This window comes from Pseudomonas sp. FJ2-5-13 (genome assembly GCF_029201605.1).
Lineage (GTDB): Bacteria > Pseudomonadota > Gammaproteobacteria > Pseudomonadales > Pseudomonadaceae > Aquipseudomonas > Aquipseudomonas lactis.
Map to the genome: position 1 here is coordinate 3,622,563 of NZ_CP104045.1, position 22,166 is coordinate 3,644,728.

Below are 22,166 nucleotides of genomic sequence, written 5' to 3' on the forward strand. Positions count from 1 at the left end.
CATGCATGTAAGCCGTAAAGCAAATTCACACTTCTTCTTACATATTTTTCACGTTTTATTCACAAGCCGAGACGTAGTGTGAAGCCTCATCCGTTACAAACGTTGCATATCAAGCCCGCCGCCCCAGCGGGCTTTTTTTTGCCTGGGTTTTGGTCAAGAAACGGCCTCACCCTGTAGGAGCGAGCTTGCTCGCTCCTACAGGGGTTGGGGATGGGTTTCAGCGTGTGGCCTGTTCGCGAATGGCGCGCTGGGTCTCCAGCACCTTGGCCAACGCCGTTTCAGCCTCGGCACTCTGCTGCGGCACGCGAATCGCTGCCGACACCAGCGTGATCAACTTGGCCATCACCTCGGCATCCGTGGCCGGTCGGCCCAGGCTCATGGAGTTCATCAGCAGGCGCAGTTCGGTGCCGGCCATTACCCCGGAAATCGCCTTGAGGGCAAATTGCAGGCGTACGCCCAGCTCATTGCGTGGCAGGTCCGGCAGGGCCAGGGCGAAGGCTTCGAAGAAGCGCTGGAACACCGGCTGGTAATGCACCTTGAGGTATTCCTGGATGAACGGCGAGGTGTCGCTGTAGACCCGGCCCAGGAAGCGGATGAACGAACGCCCTTCCCCGCTGGCCGGGTCGCTGCGCTCCAGGCCCATGGCCGGGGCAAACAGCACGCCCAGGAGCGTGTCGCAATCCAGCGGGCCGTCGGATTCGGCTTCACAGCGGGCCAGCAGTTCCAGGCGCTGCTCGTTGAGCGGCTCCAGGCGTTGCATCAGCAGGGTTTTCATCAGGGAGTCCTTGTCCCCGAAGTGGTAGTTCACCGCCGCCAGGTTGACCTGGGCACGTTCGGTGATCTGCCGTAACAACACGGCGTCATAGCCGTACTTGATGAAGAGAGCCTCTGTCGCATCCAGCAGTCGAGTCTTGGTAACGTTTGGAGCGCTGAGTTTCTTCGCGACCATATGGATTCCACGGCGGAAATATTGTTTTAAAAAATAATTTGATTTTTTATACCGGGGCGGCCCGTCGAAAGCAAGTAGTGACACTCCGCCATATCTTGCAAAGCCTGTATAACCGGGCTTTTGAGGCTAGCCGATGGATATTTACCCGCCCCTGAGACACGGCGAAAAAATCGTTTCAACCGGTAAAACCGCTCTACCTCCATGGCTGGCGAAGCCTCAGGAAGGCAGTTACTATTCAAACAATATTTTAAAAACAAGAAATAAAATCAGTCCGTGACGCGTACACGCAGCTTCCGAACTTGTTACAAGGGTTTTCCGGGAGCAAGGCGGCACCGTCGAGACTGCAGGCGTAGTCATGATGACACAGACCCCCGCGCAACCCGGCTTGATTTCCCTGCAAGGCATCGGCAAGCGCTATCAGCTCGCCGGGCAAGAATTGAGCATTCTCAATGACGTGTGCCTGTCCATCGCCAGCGGTGACAGCTGCGGCATTCTCGGTGCCTCTGGATCCGGCAAAAGCACCCTGCTCAACATCCTCGGCCTGCTGGACCTGCCCAACTGCGGCCAATATCACTTTGCCGGCCACGATATTTTCAACGCCACCCCCGATGAGCTGGCGGCGATCCGCAACCAGCAGATCGGTTTCGTGTTCCAGAGCTTCAACCTGCTGCCCCGCCTGAGTGCCCTGGACAACGTCGCGCTGCCCTTGAGTTATCGCGGCGTGTCGCGGCATGAATCGGTGGAACACGCCCAACGTATGCTCGCACAGGTCGGCCTCGCCGAACGCGCCCACCATCGCCCTGCCGACCTCTCCGGCGGCCAGCGCCAGCGCGTGGCCATTGCCCGCGCCCTGGTTGGCAACCCCTCGGTGATTCTGGCCGACGAACCCACCGGCAACCTCGACAGCACCACCGCCCAAGAGATCATGGACCTGCTGTTGAACCTCAACCGTGCACAACAGGTGACGCTGATCATCGTCACCCACGACCCCCACATTGCCGAGCGCCTGGAGCGCAAGATCCTGGTGCGCAATGGTGTGGTGCATGAGGCCGGGCGCCCATGAGCCTGCGGGTCGAGCAGAGCCTCAGCCAGTTGCTGCACGAAGCCTTTATCAGCCTGCGCACCCTGGGCAAGCGTTCGATCCTGGCGCTCCTGGGGATCGTCATCGGCAGCTCCTCCGTGGTGGCGTTGATCAATATCGGCCACAACGCGGCGGTAGATGCGGCGATGATTTTCAAGGACATGGGCACCGACACCCTCATCGCCCAGTTCCCGCCCAAGGGCAGCAGCAACGTGCCGATGCGCACACAGCTGGACCTCGACGCGGTGCGCCAGGCAGTGCCAGGCATTGCCCATATTGGCGCGCTCAGCCTGTTCAGCGGGCCCATCGTGTTTCATGGGCGCACCACCAATGCCAGCTTTGTCGGCAGTACTGCCGGTATCCAGGACGCCATGCGACTAGCGTTGCGTGAGGGGCGCTTCCTGTCACCCTTCGATGCCAACGAAACCTACGGGGTGATCGGCGACCAACTCGCCCAGGCCCTCGGCGCGCCGGGTGACCCGCTGCAACTGGGCGACCGTGTACGTATCAACGACTACCTGTTTCTGGTGGTGGGCATCCTGCACAACCAGCCCCGGGCCATGCTGATGCCGGTGCAAGCCAACGAATCATTGTTTATCCCCGCCGAGGGCATGCGCCGCATCTACGCTACCCCACAGATCAACAACCTGATCATCCGCGCGGCGCCGAGGCAGGACATGGAACGTATCGCCAGGGACGCCACCGCCGCGCTGCAGCCCCAACTCACCGACCATGACGTCGACATCACGGTGCCCCAGCAAATGATCGATGGCATGACCCGCCAAAGCCGCACCTTCGCCTACCTGCTGCTGGCCCTCGGCGCGATCTCCCTGGTGGGCGGCGGTGTGGGGGTGATGAACGTGATGCTGATGAACGTCTCGGAACGCCGCCGCGAGATTGGCATCCGCATGGCCCTGGGCGCGCGCCAGCGAGACATCCGCAACCTGTTTTTGCTCGAAGCGGTCACCCTCACCGCCGTGGGTGCGCTGTGCGGCGCGGTGCTGGGCATGACCGCTGCCTGGCTGTATGCGTGGTTGTCGGGCTGGGCCTTTGCCTTGGCAGTGGCTGCCCTACCCCTGGGCGTGGGCAGCACGTTGCTGGTGGGTTTGTTCTTTGGCATTTACCCGGCGGTGTCGGCCTCACGCTTGCAGCCGGTCGAGGCCCTGCGCGATGAATAAGTACCTGCTAGTGCTGATGCTGATGCTGATCAGCCTGCCGGGCATGGCCGCCGACGTGGTCATCAACCCCCAGGCACCGAGCACCACCCGCAGCGGCTACGAGCGTAGCGTCTCGCTGAATGCCCAAGCCACCACCATGACCCTCGGCGACGCGGTGTATCTGGGCCTGCGCAATAACCCGGCGATCCGCAGCGCCTACCTGCAACGGGTGGCGCAGAAGTTCGACCTGCGCGTGGCCGAAGACGTGTTCAACCCCAAGCTCACCCTCAACAGCTATTACCGCAGCACCCGCGGCTCCCAGGACAACGCGCGCAACGCCAACGTCGCGCCCACCAGCAGCCTGTTGGGTGAATACGGCACGCGCTTGAGCATGGCCTGGACCCAGCAGTTGAACAACGCCAACCGCGCCGGTCGCTACCGCAGCGACGGCCTGGACCTGGCGATCATCCAACCGCTGATGCGTGGCGCCGGCTGGGATGCCACCACCGCACCGCTGCGCCTGTCGCGCCTGGCCGAGCAGGCCAACCGCCTGAACCTCAAGGCCACCGTGGCGCAGACCATCAGCCAGATCATCGCCACCTACCGAGAATTGCTGCGCGCCCAGGAACAACTGGTGATCGTGCAGGAAGCCCTCAAGCGCTCCACGACCTTGCTGGAGGTGAACAAGGCGCTGATCAGCGCCGGGCGCATGGCCGAGTTCGAGATCGTGCAGACCGAGGCCGATATCGCCACCCAACAACTAGGCGTGGAAGAAGCCCGCAACCAACTCGACACCAGCCGCCTGGCCTTGCTGCGCCTGCTGGCCCTGGACCTGTCGACACCGGTGCGCGCCACCGAGGCCCTGGAAGCCAGCCCCATGGAGATCGACAAACGCCAGGCCTTCAACCTCGCGCAAAACCAGCAACCGGAATACCTCGCCGCCCTGCTCGGCAGCCAGCAGGCCGATCTTAACCTGGTCATCGCCAAGGATTCCGGGCGCTGGCAGGTGGACCTGGTGGCCGGCGCCAACCAGATACGCGCCGCCACCGATAACGACGACGGCCATAACAATAACCGCACCTGGGACAGTTACGCCGGGGTGCAAGTGCAGATCCCTATTGGCGATATCAGCACGCGCCAGGCCGAAGTGCGTGCACGGGTGAACGTAGAAGACCAGGAAATCCGCATTACCGACGCTCGCCAGGAACTGGAGCGCAACGTCAACAATGTGGTGCGTGACCTCGGCACCCGCTGGCGCCAATATGAAATCTCCAAGCGCGCCGTGGAGTTGTCGCGGCGCAAGATCGAGATCGAGCGGGAAAAACTCAGTGCCGGGCGCTCCACCAACTTCCAGGTGCTGAGCTTTGAAACCGACCTGCGCAACGCCGAAAATGCCCAGCTCAATGCGCTGATCGCTTATTTGAACGCCCAGACTCAGCTCGATCTGACCCTGGGCATGACGCTGGAAAGTTGGGAAATTGCCCTCAATGACTATTAATAAAAAATCGCTGCTGGCCGTTGCCTTGATCCTGCTGTTGGCCGGCGCGGCCGCCGGCCTGCTCAGTCAACGCAGCGGGGCTGAGCAGGCGGGTACAGGCGAACAGTGGCTGGCCGTAAAGCCCGACCCACTGGTGCACCAAATCGGCCTGGTGGGCAAGATCGAGCCGGACACCACCGTCGTCCTGACGGCACCATTCGACGGCAATGTGCTGGCCAACCTGGTCGAACAAGGCCAGCGCGTCGAGGCCGGCCAGGTCCTGTTGCGCATGGACCCGGCGACGCTTGAAGTACAACTGCGCGATGCGCTCTCCGCGCAACTCAAGGCCCGGCGCACGGTGCAGGAAATGCAGGACTGGGGCAGCAGCCCCACCGTCAGCCGTGCCCGTCGCAGTTTACGCACCGCTGAAATGACCGCGAGTAACACCCAACGCAAACTCACCGAGAGCGAAAACCTGTTCAAGCGCGGCATCATCCCCCGCAACGAACTGGACGACCTCAAGCAGCAGACTCAACAGCAGCAACTGGACCTGGCGGCGGCGCGCAGTGAGCTGCAACAAGCCCTGGACCAAGGCCAGGGCGAATACCGGCAGATCGCAGAGATGGAGCTGACCAATGCAACAGTGAAGTACGAAGCCTTGCAAACACTGCTCGAAGGCAAGGAGGTCAAGGCGCCCTTCTCCGGCATTGTGGTACCGGCCCCCGGCAGCACCAACACGGCTCAAGGTGGCGGCAACAACAACGCGCCGGTGCAGGCCGGCAGCAAGGTCAGCCAGGGCCAGGTGCTGTTCGGCCTGGCCAATATCGAACAGTTGAAAATCGTCGCCAAGGTCTCAGAGCTGGATATCAACCAGTTGCGTCAGGGCCAGGCCGTTGAAGTGATGGGCGATGGCTTTGACGGCGAACGGCTGACGGGTTCGGTCAGCGTGGTCAGCGGCTTGGCCATCGCCAGCGACAGCCAGGGCAGCGCGCAGTTTCCGGTGACCTTGTCGATCCCCAAGCTGACGCCCCAACAGTTGCAGCGGGTGCGCCTGGGCATGAGTGCGCGGTTGACCATCGTCACTTATAACAATGACCAGGCGATCGTGATTCCCAGCCAGGCGATCCAGGCGGACATGACCGTGGAGTATCGGGCGGCGATGGATCAGCCGGTGCAGCGGGTAAAAGTGACCACTGGGCAATCGACGCCCCAGGGGGTTGAGGTGTTTGGGCTGAAATCCGGGTTTGTGAAAATCTCACGATAAAAGGAGATCAAGATGTGGGAGCGGGCTTGCTCGCGAAGGCGGTGTGTCAGCCATTGCATCCGTTACTGCACTACCGCTTTCGCAGGCAAGCCAGCTCCCACATTCAAGCCTGTGCCAGCCTGGCGGCCAGCGCCTTGGCCTGCAGCGCCACATCGGTCACCGCCGTGCTCTCCCACCACATGCCCCGCAACGGCGGCCCCATGGCGAACAGTCGCGGGCTGACCTGGCCGCGAGCATCCAGCACTGCGCCGCACGCATCCGCCGCAATCCCCAGCGCCAACGGCCCAGGCTGGACCAACCCGCGCTTGAGCAATTGCTGCGGCAAAGGCCGGGCCACCCGGCGCCAGTCGTATTCGATGCCGCTGGAATTGATCAGCGCAGCGCCCCACACCTGGGTGATCACATCCTCGCCACGGTAGCGCACCGTAATGGCGACCCCCTCTTGCGACGGCATCAAGCCCTTGAACGACGCCGCACGGATCCGCAACCGCCCTTCCCCCTGCAAGCGCTCCACCAGTTGCGCACTCATTGGCGGCGAACGGTGATGATGGCTTTCCCACCAAGGCCGCACATGCCGCACGAACTGGCGTTTCTGAGCCTCACTGGCCTGGCTCCACAGCCGCGCGATATGCCCGCGCACCGTGTCCAACGGCGCCTGCCAGTCTGTGCCTTGCCCCAACGCGAGCTGGCATTGGCGTCGCACCTCACGCAGCAACTGTCGGGGGCTGCTCAGGCTGTGGTCGGCGGCGAGGAAGTCGTTCCAGCTCGGCGGTTGCCGGCGTACATGGGGCAACAAGCCGTGGCGCGAAAAAACCTCGATAGGCCCGCGATGCCCGGCCTGTTCCAGGGAGACCACGGCATCGACCATGGTCAGGCCGGAGCCGATGACCAGTACCGTCGATTGGGGGTCCAATTGGGTCATTGCGCGTACATCCCAAGGATCCAGCGCAGCGGCGTTCAAACCTGTGGATTCGGTTTGCGGGGTACGCGCCGCCGGGAACATGCCGGTGGCCACTACCGCAAAGGCGCCCCGCAGTTGCTCGCCATTATCGAGCGTCAACAGCGCCGAGGTTGCATCGACTTGCAGGTCCACCGCTTCGGCACGGATGTGCTCGACGGTCGAGGTGGACCGCGCCTTGGCTTCAGCCAAGCGCTGCTGGGCATACAGTCCAAAAATCCCCCGCGGCGGGAACAGTTCGCTGATGGGCACATGCTGTTGATACGACTCGGGCCATCCCCCGGCGCTGATGTAGTCGGTGAGCCACTGAGTGAGGTCGTCGGTATTGTCCGGGTCAACGCTCATGCGGGCGGCATTGCCGTTCAGCGTATGGCCCAATTCGACCGCGCTGTAGGCTTCGCCTCGCCCCAGTTCAGCACGGGGTTCGACTATCAGGATGCGCCGCGTGCCCGGTAGGCGCAGCAGTTGCACGGCCAGCATCGTACCGCTCAGGCCGCCGCCGATGATCAGTACATCAGCATTGCGGGTTGATTGACTCATGCTGGCTCACCCCTGAGTGTTGTTCAAATCACCACATTTCGAACAAATCGCACCGCCGCGTCCCCATCATTGCGATAAGCATGGGGCTGGTGGCTGGCGAACATAAAGAACTCTCCAGCTTCGATCACATTTTCCTGATCACCTATCACCAGCGTCAGTCTGCCCTCGAACACAAACAGCTGTTCGCTCCACCCTTCCAAGTCAGGGTCCGGGCAATAGCGATCACCGGGCTCAAGCCGCCACTCCCATAATTCGACCTCACGCCGTGCCGTGGCCTTGGCCAGCAACACCGCCTTACTACCGGCAATTTCGCCCGCCCAGGCCAACTCGTTGATACGGCTATGATCGCGCACATCCGGCGCCTGGATCAGGTCACTGAATGCCACATCCAACGCTTCGGCGACACGGTCCAGGGTCGACAAGCTGACGTTCTTCTCCCCCGCTTCAATCGCCACCAGCATGCGCCGGCTGACACCGGATTTTTCCGAGAGCGCGGTCTGGCTCAGGTCGGCGGCATGGCGCAGGCGACGAACGTTGTGGCTGACGTGCTGCAGGACCGAGGCCCGTTGCGGATTTTCTTTGTGCACTATATTGCTCAATGAGTAGGTGTGCGCAGTATACTGCCCAGCGTGCGGCGCATTGTGCGGTCCGTGCTTTCCCCTTGCAAGACCGAGCCGCCATGACCGCCCCGAACTCCCCTTCGCGTTTCAACCGTTTCAGTAAAGCCGAATGCATCCTGGTGGTGATCACCATGATCTGGGGCGGCACCTTTTTGCTGGTGCAGCACGCCATGGCCGTCAGCGGGCCAATGTTCTTTGTCGGCCTGCGCTTCGCGGCGGCGACGATTGTGGTGGGGCTCTTTTCCTTGCGCACCCTGCGCGACCTGACCCTGTTCGAACTAAAGGCCGGGGTGTTTATCGGTGTGGCAATCATGTTCGGCTATGGCTTGCAGACCATCGGCCTGCAAACCATCTTGAGCAGCCAGTCGGCGTTTATCACCGCCTTGTATGTACCCTTCGTGCCGCTGTTGCAGTGGCTGGTATTGGGCCGTCGCCCCGGGTTGATGCCCAGCATCGGCATCATGCTGGCGTTTGCCGGGTTGATGCTGTTGACCGGCCCGGCGGGGGCTTCGTTGAACTTCAGCCCAGGTGAAATCGCCACGCTGGTCGGTGCAGTGGCAATAGCGGCCGAGATCATCTTGATCAGCGCATTTGCCGGCCAGGTGGATATTCGCCGGGTGACCGTGGTGCAACTGGCCACCGCTTCGGTGCTGTCATTCATGATGGTGGTGCCCATGGGCGAGGCGTTGCCGGGCTTTTCCTGGCTGCTGCTGTTCAGTGCCGTGGGCCTGGGCTTGACCAGTGCGGTGATCCAAGTGGCGATGAACTGGGCCCAGCAAAGTGTGTCGCCAACCCGGGCAACGTTGATTTATGCCGGTGAGCCCGTGTGGGCAGGCGTTGTTGGGCGAATCGCCGGGGAGCGGTTCCCGCCGATTGCGATGTTGGGGGCGGTGCTGATTGTGGTGGCGGTGATTGTGAGCGAGTTGAAGACCAAGGGGCAGAAGGCCGTTGAGCTGGCAGAGGCGTTGGAGCAGGAGCGGCAGGGGTAGTTTGCGATCAACAGTAACCACGATGCGAAGCGAGCCGCTCTTGATCTTGATCTGCTTGTGATCTTGATCTCAGGCGCCCCGTCAAACCACGCTGGCCGGAATTCGACAGTGATTTGGGGGGTAAACCGGCAGGGATGCCGGTTTAGCCGCCCCGCGCCATGGATGGCGCGTGGCGGCGGCCCCCCAAATCACTGGCGGATTACGGGCACACCGAGCCTAAGCGAGGTGCCGAGTGGTGGGGCGAGGACCTTTTGGTTACTTTTGGGTCCTTCCAAAAGTGACCCGCTGTCAGAGCGGAACCCTAGGTGGCCGTTACCGCAGGAATGGATATGTACACGCTCCAACTGTGTTGACTGCCAGGCCGCCTTCGCGAGCAAGCCCGCTCCCACAGTTGGATTGTGGGGTGTCAGGTAGAGAAGTGTCGGCTGATAGGCCGCCATCGCAGGCAAGCCAGCTCCCACAATTGGATCGTGGGGTGTCAGGTAGAGAAGTGTCGGCTGATAGGCCGCCATCGCAGGCAAGCCAGCTCCCACAATTGGATCGTGGGGTGCCAGGTAGAGAAGTGTCGGCTGATAGGCCGCCATCGCAGGCAAGCCCGCTCCCACAATTGGATCGTGGGATGTCAGGGAGATAAGCGTCGACTGTCAGCCCGTCACGGGAGCAAGCTCCCTCGCCACAGGTACGGCGTCGCTGCAGATAACGGCTCCCACAGAGGTCGGCTTTTTAATTCAAGCGCAGGTTCAAACAGTGCCAAATGGGAAGTTTCAGCCTACCTTGTAGGATCCTGCCACATCTTGGCGTTTGGTGATCGTGAAAGCGGCACGTATGATGCATCCCAAACTCCCGCAGATTAGAAGCCTATGTCCCTGATAGTTCTACTGCTTCTGCCTTTTATCGGCAGCTGTCTGGCGGCCTTGCTGCCGCATAACGCACGTAACACCGAATCCCTGTTGGCCGGCCTTGTGGCATTGGTCGGTACTATTCAAGTCGCCCTGCTCTACCCCCAGATCGCCCACGGTGGTGTGATCCGCGAAGAATTTATGTGGTTGCCCAGCCTGGGGCTGAACTTCGTGTTGCGCATGGATGGGTTCGCCTGGCTGTTCTCGATGCTGGTGCTGGGCATCGGCACGCTGGTGTCGCTGTATGCGCGCTACTACATGTCACCGGACGACCCGGTGCCGCGTTTCTTTGCGTTTTTCCTGGCGTTCATGGGCGCCATGCTTGGCCTGGTGATCTCCGGCAACCTGATCCAGATCGTATTCTTCTGGGAACTGACCAGCCTGTTTTCGTTCCTGCTGATCGGCTATTGGCACCACCGTGCCGATGCGCGCCGTGGTGCGTATATGGCGCTGATGGTCACTGGCGCAGGCGGTTTGTGCCTGTTGGCGGGGGTGATGCTGCTGGGGCATATCGTCGGCAGCTATGACCTGGACCAGGTGCTGGCGGCGGGCGATCAGATTCGCGCGCATTCGCTGTACCCGGTCATGCTCGCCCTGGTGCTGATCGGCGCCTTGAGCAAAAGCGCGCAGTTCCCCTTTCATTTCTGGCTGCCCCACGCCATGGCGGCACCGACACCGGTTTCGGCCTACCTGCATTCGGCGACGATGGTGAAGGCCGGCGTGTTCCTGCTGGCCCGCCTGTGGCCATCGCTGTCCGGCAGCGAAGAATGGTTCTGGATCGTCGGCGGTGCCGGCGCCCTCACTCTCCTCCTCGGCGCTTACTGCGCCATGTTTCAAAACGATCTCAAAGGCCTGCTGGCCTATTCCACCATCAGCCATCTCGGGCTGATCACCCTGCTGCTGGGCCTTAACAGCCCGCTGGCCGCTGTTGCCGCCGTCTTCCACATTCTCAACCACGCCACCTTCAAGGCTTCGCTGTTCATGGCCGCGGGCATCATCGACCACGAAAGCGGCACGCGGGATATCCGCAAGCTCAGTGGCCTGGTGCGCCTGATCCCGTTTACCGCGACCCTGGCGATGGTCGCCAGTGCGTCCATGGCCGGGGTGCCGTTGCTCAATGGTTTCCTGTCCAAAGAGATGTTCTTTGCCGAAACCGTGTTTATCTCGTCGACCCAATGGGTGGAAATCGCCCTGCCGCTGATCGCGACCATCGCCGGTACGTTCAGCGTGGCCTATGCCTTGCGCTTTACCGTGGACGTGTTCTTCGGCCCGCCCGCCACCGACTTGCCGCACACGCCCCACGAGCCGCCGCGCTGGATGCGCGCACCGGTCGAGCTGCTGGTGTTCACCTGCCTGCTGGTGGGGATTTTCCCGGCCCAGGTGGTCGGCTCGATCCTCGCCGCTGCCGCCCTGCCGGTGGTGGGCGGTACCTTGCCCGAATATAGCCTGGCGATCTGGCACGGCTGGAACGCGCCGATGATCATGAGCCTGGTGGCGATGACCGGCGGCGTGGTGCTGTACCTGTTGCTGCGCAAGCAACTCAAGCGTGGCCGCTTCGAATACCCACCGCTGATCGGCTACTTCAACGGCAAGCGCGGTTTCGAGCGCTGCCTGGTGGTGATGATGCGCGGCGTGCGCCGCATCGAGAAGCGCATCAGCACCAAGCGCCTGCAAACCCAGTTGTTCCTGTTGGTGCTGCTGGCAGTGATCGGCGCGATGATCCCGATGATCAACAGTGGCCTCAGCTGGGGCGACCGCCCGAAAATCCCGGGTTCCATCGTCTTCGTCACCCTGTGGTTGCTGGCGATTGCCTGCGCTCTTGGCGCCGCCTGGCAAGCCAAGTACCACCGGCTGGCGGCCCTGACCATGGTCAGCGTGTGCGGCCTGATGACCTGCGTCACCTTCGTATGGTTCTCGGCACCGGACCTGGCCCTCACCCAACTGGTGGTGGAAGTGGTCACCACCGTGCTGATCCTGCTGGGCCTGCGCTGGCTGCCACGGCGGATCGAAGAAGTCTCGCCACTGCCCAGTTCGCTGCGCAAGGCGCGTATCCGTCGCCTGCGTGACTTGCTGCTGTCCACCGCGGTCGGCGGCGGCATGGCGCTGTTGTCCTACGCGATGCTGACCCGCCAGACGCCCAACGATATCTCCTCGTTTTACCTCAGCCGCGCCCTGCCCGAAGGCGGCGGCAGCAATGTGGTGAATGTGATGCTGGTGGACTTCCGTGGCTTCGACACGTTGGGCGAAATCACCGTACTCGGCGCCGTGGCCTTGACCGTGTACGCCTTGCTGCGCCGCTTCCGCCCTTCCAAGGAAAGCATGGAGTTACCGCCCCAACAACGCCAACTGGCGCCGGACGTGGCGACCGATCTGGTCAACCCGCGCCAGGCCAGCGACACCGCCCTGGGCTTTATGATGGTGCCGGCGGTGCTGGTGCGCCTGCTGCTGCCGATTGCGCTGGTGGTGTCGTTCTACCTGTTCATGCGTGGCCACAATCAACCGGGTGGTGGTTTCGTCGCCGGGCTGGTGATGTCGGTGGCGTTTATCCTGCAATACATGGTCGCCGGTACCCAGTGGGTCGAGGCGCAGATGAGCCTGCGGCCGATGCGTTGGATGGGCTTCGGCCTGCTGTCGGCCACCTTGACCGGGCTGGGTGCGCTGTTCGCCGGGTACCCGTTCCTCACCACGCATACCTGGCATTTGAGCCTGCCGTTACTGGGCGACATTCATATCGCCAGTGCGCTGTTCTTTGACGTCGGCGTGTACGCCATGGTCGTGGGCTCGACCCTGTTGATGCTTACCGCCCTCGGCCACCAGTCGGTGCGCGCGCATAAACCGAGCAACCAGCCCAAAGTGGTTGCTGCAACCGAAGGAGCCGCCTGATGGAAGAAGTCATCGCAATAGCCATTGGGGTCCTGGCGGCCTCCGGCGTCTGGTTGATCCTGCGGCCACGGACGTTCCAAGTGGTCATGGGTTTGTGCCTGCTGTCCTACGGCGTCAACCTGTTCATCTTCAGCATGGGCAGCCTGTTTATCGGCAAGGAGCCGATCATCAAGGACGGCGTGCCCCAAGACCTGCTCAACTACACCGACCCACTGCCTCAGGCCCTGGTGCTCACGGCCATCGTCATCAGCTTCGCCATGACCGCGTTGTTCCTGGTGGTGCTGCTGGCATCCCGGGGCCTGACCGGCACTGACCATGTAGACGGCCGGGAGCCCAAGGAATGACGTGGATGAATCAACTGATCGTCGCGCCGATCCTGCTGCCGCTGCTCACCGCCGGGCTGATGCTGATGCTGGGCGAGAAACGCCGCCCGCTCAAAGCCCAGATCAATCTGTGCTCCAGCATCGTCGGCCTGGGCGTTGCCGTGCTGCTGTTGTACTGGACGCAACAAGGCGGCCCCGGCTCTATCGGCGTGTACCTGCCGGGCAACTGGCAGGTACCGTTCGGCATCGTGTTGGTGGTGGATCAACTGTCGGCGATGATGCTGGTGCTTACCGGGGTGATCGGCGTGAGTGCGCTGCTGTTCGCCATGGCGCGCTGGGACCGTGCGGGCACCAGCTTCCATGCCCTGTTCCAGATCCAGCTGATGGGGCTGTATGGCGCCTTCCTCACCGCCGATCTGTTCAACCTGTTCGTGTTCTTCGAGGTGCTGCTGGCCGCCTCCTACGGTCTGATGCTGCACGGTTCCGGCCGCGCGCGGGTGTCGTCGGGGCTGCATTACATTGCGATCAACCTGCTGGCGTCGTCGCTGTTCCTGATTGGCGCGGCGATGATCTACGGCGTCACCGGTACGCTGAATTTCGCTGACCTGGCATTGAAGATCCCGCTGGTGCCAGAGGCCGATCGCGGCCTGTTGCATGCCGGTGCGGCGATCCTGGCGACGGCGTTCCTGGCCAAGGCTGGCATGTGGCCGCTGAACTTCTGGCTGGCGCCCGCCTACTCCTCGGCCAGCGCGCCGGTGGCGGCGATGTTCGCGATCATGACCAAGGTTGGCGTGTACACCGTGCTGCGCCTGTGGACCCTGCTGTTCTCCGGCCAGGCCGGCGCCTCGGCGCTGTTTGGCGGCGACTGGCTGGTGTACGGCGGCATGGCGACCATCATTTGCGCGGCACTGGCGATGGTGGCGGCGCAGCGCCTGGAGCGCATGGCCAGCCTGAGCATCCTGGTGTCGGCCGGGATCCTGCTGTCGGCCGTCGGGTTTGCCCAGCCGAGCCTGACCGCTGGGGCGCTGTTCTATCTGGTCAGCTCCACCCTGGCACTGAGTGCGCTGTTTTTGCTGGCGGAATTGATCGAGCGTTCGCGTTCGGCCAACGATCTGCCACTGGATGAAGAGATCGATGCGCTGCCCAAAGCCATGGAATCGCTGCATCCGCGCCCGGGCGTGAACCTGGACGATGAGCAAAAAGCGGTGATCGGCCAGGTCATCCCTTGGACCATGGCCTTTCTCGGCTTGAGCTTTATCGCCTGTGCGCTGCTGATTATCGGCATGCCGCCACTGTCCGGGTTTATCGGCAAGCTCAGCCTGTTGAGCGCGCTGATCAACCCACTGGGCCTGGGCAACGCCGTGGATGAGACCATCCGCCCAGCGGCCTGGGGCTTGGTGGCGCTGCTGATTCTCTCTGGCCTGGCCTCGCTCATCGCGTTCGCCCGCCTCGGTATCCAGCGCTTCTGGACCCCGGAAGAACGCCCATCACCGCTGCTGCGCCGCTACGAATGTGTGCCGATCTTCCTGCTGCTGGGGTTGAGCATCGCGCTGACCTTCAAGGCCGAGGCGCTGATGCGCTACACCCAAGCCACCGCCGACAGCCTGAACAACCCGGAACACTACGTGATGGCAGTGCTCGCGACCCGGCCAGTGCCCAGCCCTGAAGCCAAGGCCGCCGCCCTGGAGGTGCAACCATGAAGCGTCTGTTCCCGGCTCCCTGGTTGTCGTTGGCGTTGTGGGTGTTGTGGCTGGTGCTGAACCTGTCGATCAGCCCCGGCAACCTGTTGCTGGGCGCACTGCTGGGCTTTCTTGCCCCGCTGCTGATGGCGCCGCTGCGCCCGCTGCCGATTCGCATCCGCCGCCCTGGGGTGATCATCCGCCTGTTTTTCCGGGTCGGCCTCGACGTGATCATCTCCAACCTGCACGTGGCCTGGGGCGTACTCACCTGCGGCTCCCGCCCACCGCGCTCGCGCTTTATCAAGATCCCCCTGGACCTGCGCGACGCCAACGGCCTGGCCGTGCTGGCGATGATCACCAGCGTGACCCCCGGCACCGTCTGGTCGGAACTGGCCCTGGACCGCAGCATCCTGCTGCTGCACGTTTTCGACCTGGGTGACGAAGCCTCGTTTATCCAGCAATTCAAGCACGCCTACGAACGGCCCCTGATGGAGATCTTCGAATGAGCGCCCTGCTCGCCAATGCGATCCTGTTCAGCCTGTTCCTGTTCTCCCTGGCCATGGTGCTGACCCTGGTGCGCCTGTTCAAAGGCCCCTCGGCCCAGGACCGGGTACTGGCGCTGGACTACCTGTACATCCTGGCGATGCTGATGATGCTGACCCTGGGTATTCGCTATGCCAGCGACACTTACTTTGAAGCGGCGCTTTTGATCGCGCTGTTCGGCTTCGTCGGCTCGTTCGCCCTGGCCAAATTCCTGCTGCGTGGCGAGGTGATTGAATGATGCCGTTATGGGTTGAAATTATCGTGGCGGCGTTGCTGTTGCTCAGCAGCCTGTTTGCCTTGATTGGCGCGATTGGCTTGCTGCGGATGAAAGAATTTTTTCAACGCATGCACCCGCCGGCACTCGCCTCGACGTTGGGGGCCTGGAGCGTGGCGTTGGCGTCGATCATCTACTTTTCAACGCTCAAATCCGGGCCGGTGTTGCACGGCTGGTTGATTCCGATTTTGCTCGCGATCACCGTGCCGGTCACCACACTGCTGTTGGCGCGAACCGCCCTGTTCCGCAAACGCATGGCCGGTGATGACGTCCCCGCCGAAGTCAGCAGCCGCCGCTGATTCATCAGGCGAACGCAGTAAAAATGTGGGAGCTGGCTTGCGATAGCCATAGGTATCTACACAACTTTGGTGCGACGCTGAACCTGTGGTGAGGGAGCTTGCTCCCGTGACGGCCTGACAGCCGGCGCCCATCTACCTGGCACCCCGCGATCAACCTGTGGGAGCGGGCTTGCTCGCGAAGACGGCCTGACAGCCTACCGGGATTTAGGATCAGACTGAGTACATATCCGTTATTTAGGTAACGGCCACCTAGGGTTCCGCTCTGACAGCGGCTCACTTTTGAAAAGCGCAAAAGTAAGCAAAACGCTCTTGCCCCACCACTCGGCACCTCGCCTAGGCTCGGTGTGCCCGTAATCCGCCAGTGATTTGGGGGCCGCCGCCACGCGCCATCCATGGCGCGGGGCGGCTAAACCGGCATCCCTGCCGGTTTACCCCCCAAATCCCTGTCGAATTCCGGCCAGCGTGGTTTAACGGGGCGCCTAAGATCAAGATCAACAGCAGATCAAGAGCCAGATCAAGAGCCAGATCAAGAGCGGCTCGCTTCGCATCGTGGTTACCGTCCGCTGCTACAGTCCACTCAGTTGTGTAGATACCTATGGCCATCGCAGGCAAGCCAGCTCCCACATTTGGTTTGGCGCCAGGCAATCGAGCAGATACGCGCCGCCCATTGCGCCAGCTCAGCATCATCGCGCTACGCGCCACACCGGGAAGCGCCCGGTCGATCAGCAAAGCGGTTCTTGGCGGTAACCATTACCTCAGCTGGCACCTGATCCATCTAAGCATCGACGCCCAGCCAGAAATTTCCGACAGCGTTTTAGGGTTGCCCCTCGGAAGATGCCTGCCTAATCTTCGGCGGTCGCTGCAAATTCAGCGACCGGGTTTCGCAGCTCGGTTAAACTCTAGACGCACAGCGTCCACCTCAAGATAGCGGGCGCTTTTTTATGCCTGATGTTATGGCGGCTGTGCGCGGGATACCTTCGGGTATGCCGGGTGCCTAGAGTCCCGGTCTGCGAACCTGCGTACAGCTGCCACCCCAATATCGTTTCGCAGCGAGGGGTGGTGACTCCAATACTCTAGGAGCTTCGCCATGATTAAAGACAGTCCTAATCCACCTTCAGATTCAATCACGCGTCACCCTGCTGCTCATCGAGCAATCAACCACTATCTGAATCCGTCTGAGAAACCAGAGCCGTCTGCTGAGGGCCATGGCTTGTTTACCGTGCGCGAAGGACTAGACGTCGAGACGCTGCTGGTCAACGCATCGGAGGATCTAGCGTCGGTTCATGCACTGGCAAGCCACTTGGCTTTTGAGATCGACGGCAATCCTCGCAGCGTGGCTCTGGGGATTTGTCGGATGCTGGAGGGGATCCAGTTAATGGTGGATAAAACACTAAGCCTCAAAGACCATCCAACTCACACATAAATCTGAAACGGAAGAGTTCGCAAAGTGGGCACGGTAAAAAATGTGGGAGCTGGCTTGCCTGCGATTGCAGCGGGTCAGCCAACATCTTCGGTAACTGACACTACGTCATCGCAGGCAAGCCAGCTCCCACAGTGGATCGAGTGAAACGTTAAACAGTGTGCAAAAAAACGCCCCGAACCAGTCGGGGCGTTTTTTATTCAGCGTGCAGCTATCAACGGTCAGTCAGCCAACCGCCACGTCGTCCCACCCTTGCCGTCTTCCAACACCACACCCATCGCGGTCAGTTGGTCGCGGATACGGTCGGATTCCGCCCAGTCTTTATTGCTGCGAGCCGCCAGACGCGCTTGGATCAGTGCATCTACCTCAGCGGCATCCACACGCCCTTCAGCGCCCGCTTGCAGGAAGTCATCCGCTTCCATCTGCAACACGCCCAACACGCTGGCCAGCTCTTTCAGGCGCGCCGCCAGGCCTGCCGCTGCGTCGATATCGGTCTCGCGCAGGCGGTTGATCTCGCGCACCATCTCAAACAGCACGGCGCAGGCTTCCGGGGTGCCGAAGTCGTCGTTCATCACTTCGGTGAAGCGTGCCACGAAGGCTTCGCCGCCAGCCGGTGCAACCGCGGGCAGGCCTTTCAACGCGTGGTAGAAACGCTCCAGGGCGCCCTTGGCGTCCTTGAGGTTGTCTTCGGAGTAGTTGATGGCGCTGCGGTAATGGCTGGACACCAGCAGGTAGCGCACCACTTCCGGGTGGTACTTTTCCAGCACGTCGCGGATGGTGAAGAAGTTGTTCAAGGACTTGGACATCTTCTCGCCATTGATGCGGATCATGCCGCAGTGCATCCAGGCATTGGCGTAGGTCTTGCCAGTGGCAGCTTCGCTCTGGGCGATTTCGTTTTCGTGGTGCGGGAACTCCAGGTCGCTGCCGCCGCCATGAATGTCGAAGGTCTCGCCCAAGCAGCAGGTGGACATCACCGAGCATTCGATGTGCCAGCCCGGACGCCCAGGGCCCCACGGCGACTCCCAGCTCGGCTCGCCCGGCTTGGTGGCTTTCCACAGCACGAAGTCGAGCGGGTCCTGCTTGGCTTCGTCGACTTCGATACGTGCGCCGATGCGCAGGTCTTCGATCTTCTTGCGCGACAGCTTGCCGTAACCCATGAACTTGGCGACGCGGTAGTACACGTCGCCGTTGCCCGGGGCGTAGGCGTAGCCCTTGTCGATCAAGGTCTGGATCATCGCGTGCATGCCAGGAATGTGGTCCGTGGCACGCGGTTCCATGTCCGGCTTGAGGATGTTGAGGCGCGCCTCGTCCTCGTGCATGGCGGCGATCATGCGTTCGGTCAGCGCATCAAACGACTCGCCGTTTTCGTTGGCACGGTTGATGATCTTGTCGTCGATGTCGGTGATGTTGCGCACGTACGTCAAGTCATAGCCGCTGAAACGCAACCAGCGGGTCACCAGGTCGAAGGCAACCATGCTGCGGCCGTGGCCGATGTGGCAGTAGTCGTACACGGTCATGCCGCACACGTACATGCGCACCTTGTTGCCATCCAGCGGCTTGAAGACTTCTTTGGTCTTGCTGAGCGTGTTGTAGATCGTTAGCACGATGTTTCCCTTAAATCACTGGCCCCACGAATCTCGCAAGGTCACGGTACGGTTGAATACCGGAGCACCAGGTTTCGAGTCCTTGATATCTGCGCAGAAGTAACCTTCGCGCTCGAACTGGAAACGGTCTTCCGGCTGTGCGTCGCCAAGCGATGGCTCTGCACGACAACCAGTGAGTACTTGCAAGGAGTCAGGGTTGATGTTGTCGAGGAAACTGGCGCTGTCTTCGGCCTTTTCAGGGTTTGGCGAGCGGAACAGACGATCGTACAGGCGCACTTCGCACTCGATGCTGGCAGCGGCCGGCACCCAGTGGACCACGCCCTTGACCTTGCGGCCTTCAGGGTTCTTGCCCAGGGTGTCCGGGTCGTACGAGCAACGCAGCTCGACGATGTTGCCATCGGCGTCCTTGATCGCTTCGTCCGCACGGATCACGTAGCTGCCGCGCAGGCGCACTTCGCCGTTCGGCTCCAGGCGCTTGTAGCCTTTTGGCGGCTCTTCCATGAAGTCATCACGGTCGATGTAGATTTCGCGGGCGAACGGCAATTTGCGCACGCCCAGCTCTTCTTTCTGCGGGTGACGCGGCAGTTCGAGGTTCTCGACCTGGCCTTCCGGGTAGTTGGTGATCACAACTTTCAACGGGCGCAGCACGCACATGGCGCGCGGGGCGTTGGCATCCAGGTCCTGGCGGATGCTGAATTCCAGCATGCCGAAATCGACCACACCGTCGGAACGGTTGGTGCCAACCATGTCGCAGAAGTTGCGGATCGACGCCGGGGTGTAGCCACGACGACGGAAGCCCGACAGGGTGGACATGCGCGGGTCATCCCAGCCATGTACGTGTTTTTCATCGACCAGTTGCTTGAGCTTGCGCTTGCTGGTGATGGTGTAGTTCAGGTTCAGACGGCTGAACTCGTACTGACGCGGGTGCGCCGGTACCGGCAGGCTGTCCAGGAACCATTCGTACAGCGGGCGATGGCTTTCGAACTCCAGGGTGCAGATGGAGTGGGTGATGCCTTCGATGGCGTCCGACTGACCGTGGGTAAAGTCGTAGTTCGGGTAGATGCACCATTTGTCACCGGTCTGGTGGTGATGGGCATGGCGGATGCGGTACATGATCGGGTCGCGCAGGTTCATGTTCGGCGAGGCCATGTCGATCTTGGCGCGCAACACGCGGGCGCCGTCCGCGAATTCGCCGGCGCGCATACGGTTGAACCAGTCCAGGTTCTCTTCCACCGAACGGTCGCGGAACGGGCTGTTCTTGCCCGGTTCGGTCAGCGTGCCACGGTACTCCTTGGCCTGCTCCGGGGTCAGGTCGTCCACATAGGCCTTGCCGGCCTTGATCAGCTCGACAGCCCAGTCGAACAACTGGTCGAAATACTTGGAGGCATAGCGCACTTCACCGGACCATTCGAAGCCCAGCCACTTGATGTCGCTTTCGATGGCGTCGATGTATTCCTGGTCTTCCTTGGCCGGGTTGGTGTCGTCGAAACGCAGGTGCGTGACGCCACCGAACTCCTGGGCCAGGCCGAAGTTCACACAGATCGACTTGGCGTGGCCGATGTGCAGGTAGCCGTTGGGCTCAGGCGGGAAACGGGTGACGATCTGCGTGTGCTTGCCCGAATCCAGGTCCGCCTGGATGATCGGGCGCAGGAAATTGACCGGGACGGCAGGTCCGGCCTTGGTATTCGAGGTAGGGTCGACAGTGGGCTTGCTCATAGGATCCTTGAACAGACAGGTGCGTGGCCAGGTGGGGCCAGATAAAACAAAGGGCTCATAATAGCCGAAGCAGTCAAGACACATACAGAGCGCGGCCAATTAATTGCCCGGGCGGTAAAAAACCACCTCGAAATTCCCGCAGGGCACGCTAAACTGCGCGCCTTGGCCGTCGTTTAGCCAGACAGGTAAGGTGCCCAGGCGCCCACACCCACGAATTCCCTGAAAAGAGTAGCGAACATGACTCAAGTCAAACTGACCACCAACCACGGTGACATCGTCATCGAGCTGAACGCCGAGAAAGCGCCGATCACCGTCGCCAACTTCATCGAATACGTCAAAGCCGGCCACTACGAAAACACCGTTTTCCACCGTGTCATCGGCAACTTCATGATCCAGGGCGGCGGTTTCGAGCCTGGCATGAAAGAGAAGAAAGACAAGCGTCCAAGCATCCAGAACGAAGCGGACAACGGCCTTTCCAACGACAAGTACACCGTCGCCATGGCCCGTACCATGGAGCCGCATTCGGCCTCCGCGCAGTTCTTCATCAACGTCGCCGACAACGCCTTCCTGAACCACAGCGGCAAGAACGTGCAGGGTTGGGGCTACGCAGTGTTCGGTAAAGTCACCCAAGGCACTGACGTTGTCGACAAGATCAAAGGCGTATCGACCACCTCCAAGGCCGGTCACCAGGACGTTCCAGCCGAAGACGTGATCGTCGAGAAAGCCGAGATCATCGAAGCGTGATATTGCTGATTTCAGACTTGCATCTGGAAGAGGAGCGCCCGGACATCACCCGGGCGTTTCTGGATCTGCTCCACGGCCGCGCCCGTGGCGCCCAGGCGTTGTACATTCTGGGGGACTTCTTCGAAGCCTGGATTGGCGACGATGGCATGACCCCCTTCCAGCGTTCCATCTGCGCGGCTCTACGCGAGCTGAGCGACAGCGGCACCCCGATTTTCATCATGCACGGCAACCGCGATTTCCTGATCGGCAAGGCGTTCTGCAAAGCGGCAGGCGCTACCTTGCTCAAGGACCCGACGGTCGTGCAGTTGTATGGCGAGCCTGTGCTGTTGATGCACGGCGACAGCCTCTGCACCCGCGACCTCGGCTATATGAAGCTGCGGCGCATCCTGCGTAACCCGATTGTGCTGTTTATCCTGCGCCACCTGCCCTTGGGCACACGCCACAAACTGGCGCGCAAGCTGCGCAGTGAGAGCAGCGCGCAGGTGCGTATGAAGGCCAATGACATTGTCGATGTCACGCCTGAAGAAGTGCCACGGGTGATGCAGCAGTTTGGCGTGCGCACCCTGGTCCACGGCCATACCCACCGCCCCGCCATCCATAAGTTGCAGATCGGCGACCAGGCGGCCAAGCGCATTGTGCTGGGGGACTGGGACAAGCAAGGCTGGGCATTGCAGGTGGATGAGCAAGGCTTTCAACTGGCGGCGTTTGACTTCGTCAACCCGCAGTTAGCATTGCCTGGCGCCTGAT

At 61.5% G+C, this 22,166-nt stretch carries 19 protein-coding genes; 14 read left to right on the forward strand and 5 right to left on the reverse strand.

Going from position 1 to position 22,166, the window contains the following annotated elements:
* Positions 1–217: 217 nt before the first annotated feature.
* A complete protein-coding gene (locus tag N2A98_RS15890) occupies positions 218–949 on the reverse strand; it encodes a TetR/AcrR family transcriptional regulator (protein ID WP_032880606.1) in 732 nt (243 codons plus the stop codon).
* Positions 950–1,304: 355 nt separating this feature from the next.
* Between N2A98_RS15890 and N2A98_RS15895 the strand changes: the two genes are divergently transcribed.
* Genes N2A98_RS15895 through N2A98_RS15910 form a run of 4 tightly spaced genes read left to right on the forward strand, consistent with a single transcriptional unit; the run spans position 1,305 to position 5,928 of the window.
* The gene (locus N2A98_RS15895) at positions 1,305–2,012 is read left to right on the forward strand and encodes an ABC transporter ATP-binding protein (RefSeq protein WP_275622304.1); all 708 of its coding nucleotides are present in this window, start codon (positions 1,305–1,307) and stop codon (positions 2,010–2,012) included.
* Positions 2,009–3,208, forward strand: a complete 1,200-nt coding sequence (locus N2A98_RS15900) for an ABC transporter permease (RefSeq protein WP_275622305.1) — start codon at positions 2,009–2,011, stop codon at positions 3,206–3,208. Before N2A98_RS15895 ends, N2A98_RS15900 begins: the two co-directional genes overlap by 4 nt.
* Positions 3,201–4,685, forward strand: coding sequence for a TolC family protein (locus N2A98_RS15905; RefSeq protein WP_275622306.1), 1,485 nt, complete (start codon positions 3,201–3,203; stop codon positions 4,683–4,685). Before N2A98_RS15900 ends, N2A98_RS15905 begins: the two co-directional genes overlap by 8 nt.
* Positions 4,675–5,928, forward strand: a complete 1,254-nt coding sequence (locus N2A98_RS15910; protein WP_275622307.1) for an HlyD family efflux transporter periplasmic adaptor subunit — start codon at positions 4,675–4,677, stop codon at positions 5,926–5,928. Before N2A98_RS15905 ends, N2A98_RS15910 begins: the two co-directional genes overlap by 11 nt.
* 103 nt (positions 5,929–6,031) lie before the next feature.
* On the opposite strand, the gene N2A98_RS15915 is transcribed toward N2A98_RS15910, so the two are convergent.
* Together N2A98_RS15915 and N2A98_RS15920 are read right to left on the reverse strand one after the other, a co-directional pair.
* Positions 6,032–7,426, reverse strand: a complete 1,395-nt coding sequence (locus N2A98_RS15915; protein ID WP_078803361.1) for an FAD/NAD(P)-binding protein — start codon at positions 7,424–7,426, stop codon at positions 6,032–6,034.
* Between the two features lie 23 nt (positions 7,427–7,449).
* Entirely contained in the window at positions 7,450–8,013 is a 564-nt protein-coding gene (locus tag N2A98_RS15920; RefSeq protein WP_044274619.1) for an XRE family transcriptional regulator, read from the reverse strand.
* A gap of 92 nt (positions 8,014–8,105) precedes the next feature.
* Here N2A98_RS15920 and N2A98_RS15925 point away from each other — a divergent pair, with 92 nt between their 5' ends.
* From N2A98_RS15925 to N2A98_RS15960, 8 genes are all read left to right on the forward strand, one after another.
* The gene (locus N2A98_RS15925; protein WP_044274620.1) at positions 8,106–9,035 is read left to right on the forward strand and encodes a DMT family transporter; all 930 of its coding nucleotides are present in this window, start codon (positions 8,106–8,108) and stop codon (positions 9,033–9,035) included.
* 860 nt (positions 9,036–9,895) lie between these two features.
* Complete coding sequence (locus N2A98_RS15930; RefSeq protein WP_044267887.1) at positions 9,896–12,817, forward strand: monovalent cation/H+ antiporter subunit A; 2,922 nt, start codon at positions 9,896–9,898, stop codon at positions 12,815–12,817.
* Entirely contained in the window at positions 12,817–13,161 is a 345-nt protein-coding gene (locus N2A98_RS15935) for a Na+/H+ antiporter subunit C (protein WP_003192163.1), read from the forward strand. The genes N2A98_RS15930 and N2A98_RS15935 overlap by 1 nt, the downstream gene beginning before the upstream one ends.
* Positions 13,158–14,840, forward strand: coding sequence for a monovalent cation/H+ antiporter subunit D (locus N2A98_RS15940; RefSeq protein ID WP_275622308.1), 1,683 nt, complete (start codon positions 13,158–13,160; stop codon positions 14,838–14,840). The genes N2A98_RS15935 and N2A98_RS15940 overlap by 4 nt, the downstream gene beginning before the upstream one ends.
* Positions 14,837–15,325 (forward strand): Na+/H+ antiporter subunit E, encoded by a 489-nt coding sequence (locus N2A98_RS15945; protein ID WP_275622309.1) that lies wholly within the window; start codon positions 14,837–14,839, stop codon positions 15,323–15,325. Before N2A98_RS15940 ends, N2A98_RS15945 begins: the two co-directional genes overlap by 4 nt.
* Positions 15,322–15,600 (forward strand): K+/H+ antiporter subunit F, encoded by a 279-nt coding sequence (locus tag N2A98_RS15950; RefSeq protein ID WP_003192168.1) that lies wholly within the window; start codon positions 15,322–15,324, stop codon positions 15,598–15,600. Before N2A98_RS15945 ends, N2A98_RS15950 begins: the two co-directional genes overlap by 4 nt.
* Positions 15,597–15,935 carry a Na+/H+ antiporter subunit G gene (locus N2A98_RS15955; protein ID WP_014718935.1) on the forward strand — a complete coding sequence of 113 codons (339 nt, stop codon included), beginning with the start codon at positions 15,597–15,599 and terminating at the stop codon, positions 15,933–15,935. The genes N2A98_RS15950 and N2A98_RS15955 overlap by 4 nt, the downstream gene beginning before the upstream one ends.
* Before the next feature lie 1,087 nt (positions 15,936–17,022).
* Positions 17,023–17,358: a DUF6124 family protein gene (locus tag N2A98_RS15960; RefSeq protein WP_044274005.1), complete on the forward strand. Its 336-nt coding sequence runs from the start codon at positions 17,023–17,025 to the stop codon at positions 17,356–17,358.
* 218 nt (positions 17,359–17,576) lie between these two features.
* Here the strand turns inward: N2A98_RS15960 and cysS are convergent, their stop codons facing one another.
* Both cysS and N2A98_RS15970 read right to left on the reverse strand, forming a co-directional pair.
* The gene (gene cysS, locus N2A98_RS15965) at positions 17,577–18,959 is read right to left on the reverse strand and encodes a cysteine--tRNA ligase (RefSeq protein ID WP_275622310.1); all 1,383 of its coding nucleotides are present in this window, start codon (positions 18,957–18,959) and stop codon (positions 17,577–17,579) included.
* 15 nt (positions 18,960–18,974) lie between these two features.
* On the reverse strand, positions 18,975–20,675 hold the full coding sequence (locus tag N2A98_RS15970) for a glutamine--tRNA ligase/YqeY domain fusion protein (protein ID WP_047711167.1): 1,701 nt from the start codon (positions 20,673–20,675) through the stop codon (positions 18,975–18,977).
* A gap of 237 nt (positions 20,676–20,912) precedes the next feature.
* Between N2A98_RS15970 and N2A98_RS15975 the strand changes: the two genes are divergently transcribed.
* Together N2A98_RS15975 and lpxH are read left to right on the forward strand one after the other, a co-directional pair.
* Positions 20,913–21,419, forward strand: coding sequence for a peptidylprolyl isomerase (locus N2A98_RS15975; RefSeq protein ID WP_014718940.1), 507 nt, complete (start codon positions 20,913–20,915; stop codon positions 21,417–21,419).
* Positions 21,416–22,165 carry a UDP-2,3-diacylglucosamine diphosphatase gene (gene lpxH, locus N2A98_RS15980; RefSeq protein ID WP_034133801.1) on the forward strand — a complete coding sequence of 250 codons (750 nt, stop codon included), beginning with the start codon at positions 21,416–21,418 and terminating at the stop codon, positions 22,163–22,165. Before N2A98_RS15975 ends, lpxH begins: the two co-directional genes overlap by 4 nt.
* Position 22,166 lies beyond the last annotated feature (1 nt).

What these genes read in the sequence shown, in the direction of transcription:
- N2A98_RS15900 (WP_275622305.1), top strand. Translation starts at nt 2,009, where the DNA reads ATGAGCCTGCGGGTCGAGCAGAGCCTCAGCCAGTTGCTGCACGAAGCC.
- N2A98_RS15940 (WP_275622308.1), top strand. Translation starts at nt 13,158, where the DNA reads ATGACGTGGATGAATCAACTGATCGTCGCGCCGATCCTGCTGCCGCTG.
- N2A98_RS15960 (WP_044274005.1), top strand. Translation starts at nt 17,023, where the DNA reads ATGATTAAAGACAGTCCTAATCCACCTTCAGATTCAATCACGCGTCAC.
- N2A98_RS15925 (WP_044274620.1), top strand. Translation starts at nt 8,106, where the DNA reads ATGACCGCCCCGAACTCCCCTTCGCGTTTCAACCGTTTCAGTAAAGCC.
- N2A98_RS15970 (WP_047711167.1), bottom strand. Translation starts at nt 20,675, where the DNA reads ATGAGCAAGCCCACTGTCGACCCTACCTCGAATACCAAGGCCGGACCT.
- N2A98_RS15975 (WP_014718940.1), top strand. Translation starts at nt 20,913, where the DNA reads ATGACTCAAGTCAAACTGACCACCAACCACGGTGACATCGTCATCGAG.
- N2A98_RS15890 (WP_032880606.1), bottom strand. Translation starts at nt 949, where the DNA reads ATGGTCGCGAAGAAACTCAGCGCTCCAAACGTTACCAAGACTCGACTG.
- N2A98_RS15910 (WP_275622307.1), top strand. Translation starts at nt 4,675, where the DNA reads ATGACTATTAATAAAAAATCGCTGCTGGCCGTTGCCTTGATCCTGCTG.
- N2A98_RS15935 (WP_003192163.1), top strand. Translation starts at nt 12,817, where the DNA reads ATGGAAGAAGTCATCGCAATAGCCATTGGGGTCCTGGCGGCCTCCGGC.
- N2A98_RS15915 (WP_078803361.1), bottom strand. Translation starts at nt 7,426, where the DNA reads ATGAGTCAATCAACCCGCAATGCTGATGTACTGATCATCGGCGGCGGC.
- N2A98_RS15930 (WP_044267887.1), top strand. Translation starts at nt 9,896, where the DNA reads ATGTCCCTGATAGTTCTACTGCTTCTGCCTTTTATCGGCAGCTGTCTG.
- N2A98_RS15895 (WP_275622304.1), top strand. Translation starts at nt 1,305, where the DNA reads ATGATGACACAGACCCCCGCGCAACCCGGCTTGATTTCCCTGCAAGGC.
- N2A98_RS15950 (WP_003192168.1), top strand. Translation starts at nt 15,322, where the DNA reads ATGAGCGCCCTGCTCGCCAATGCGATCCTGTTCAGCCTGTTCCTGTTC.
- N2A98_RS15945 (WP_275622309.1), top strand. Translation starts at nt 14,837, where the DNA reads ATGAAGCGTCTGTTCCCGGCTCCCTGGTTGTCGTTGGCGTTGTGGGTG.
- N2A98_RS15955 (WP_014718935.1), top strand. Translation starts at nt 15,597, where the DNA reads ATGATGCCGTTATGGGTTGAAATTATCGTGGCGGCGTTGCTGTTGCTC.
- N2A98_RS15905 (WP_275622306.1), top strand. Translation starts at nt 3,201, where the DNA reads ATGAATAAGTACCTGCTAGTGCTGATGCTGATGCTGATCAGCCTGCCG.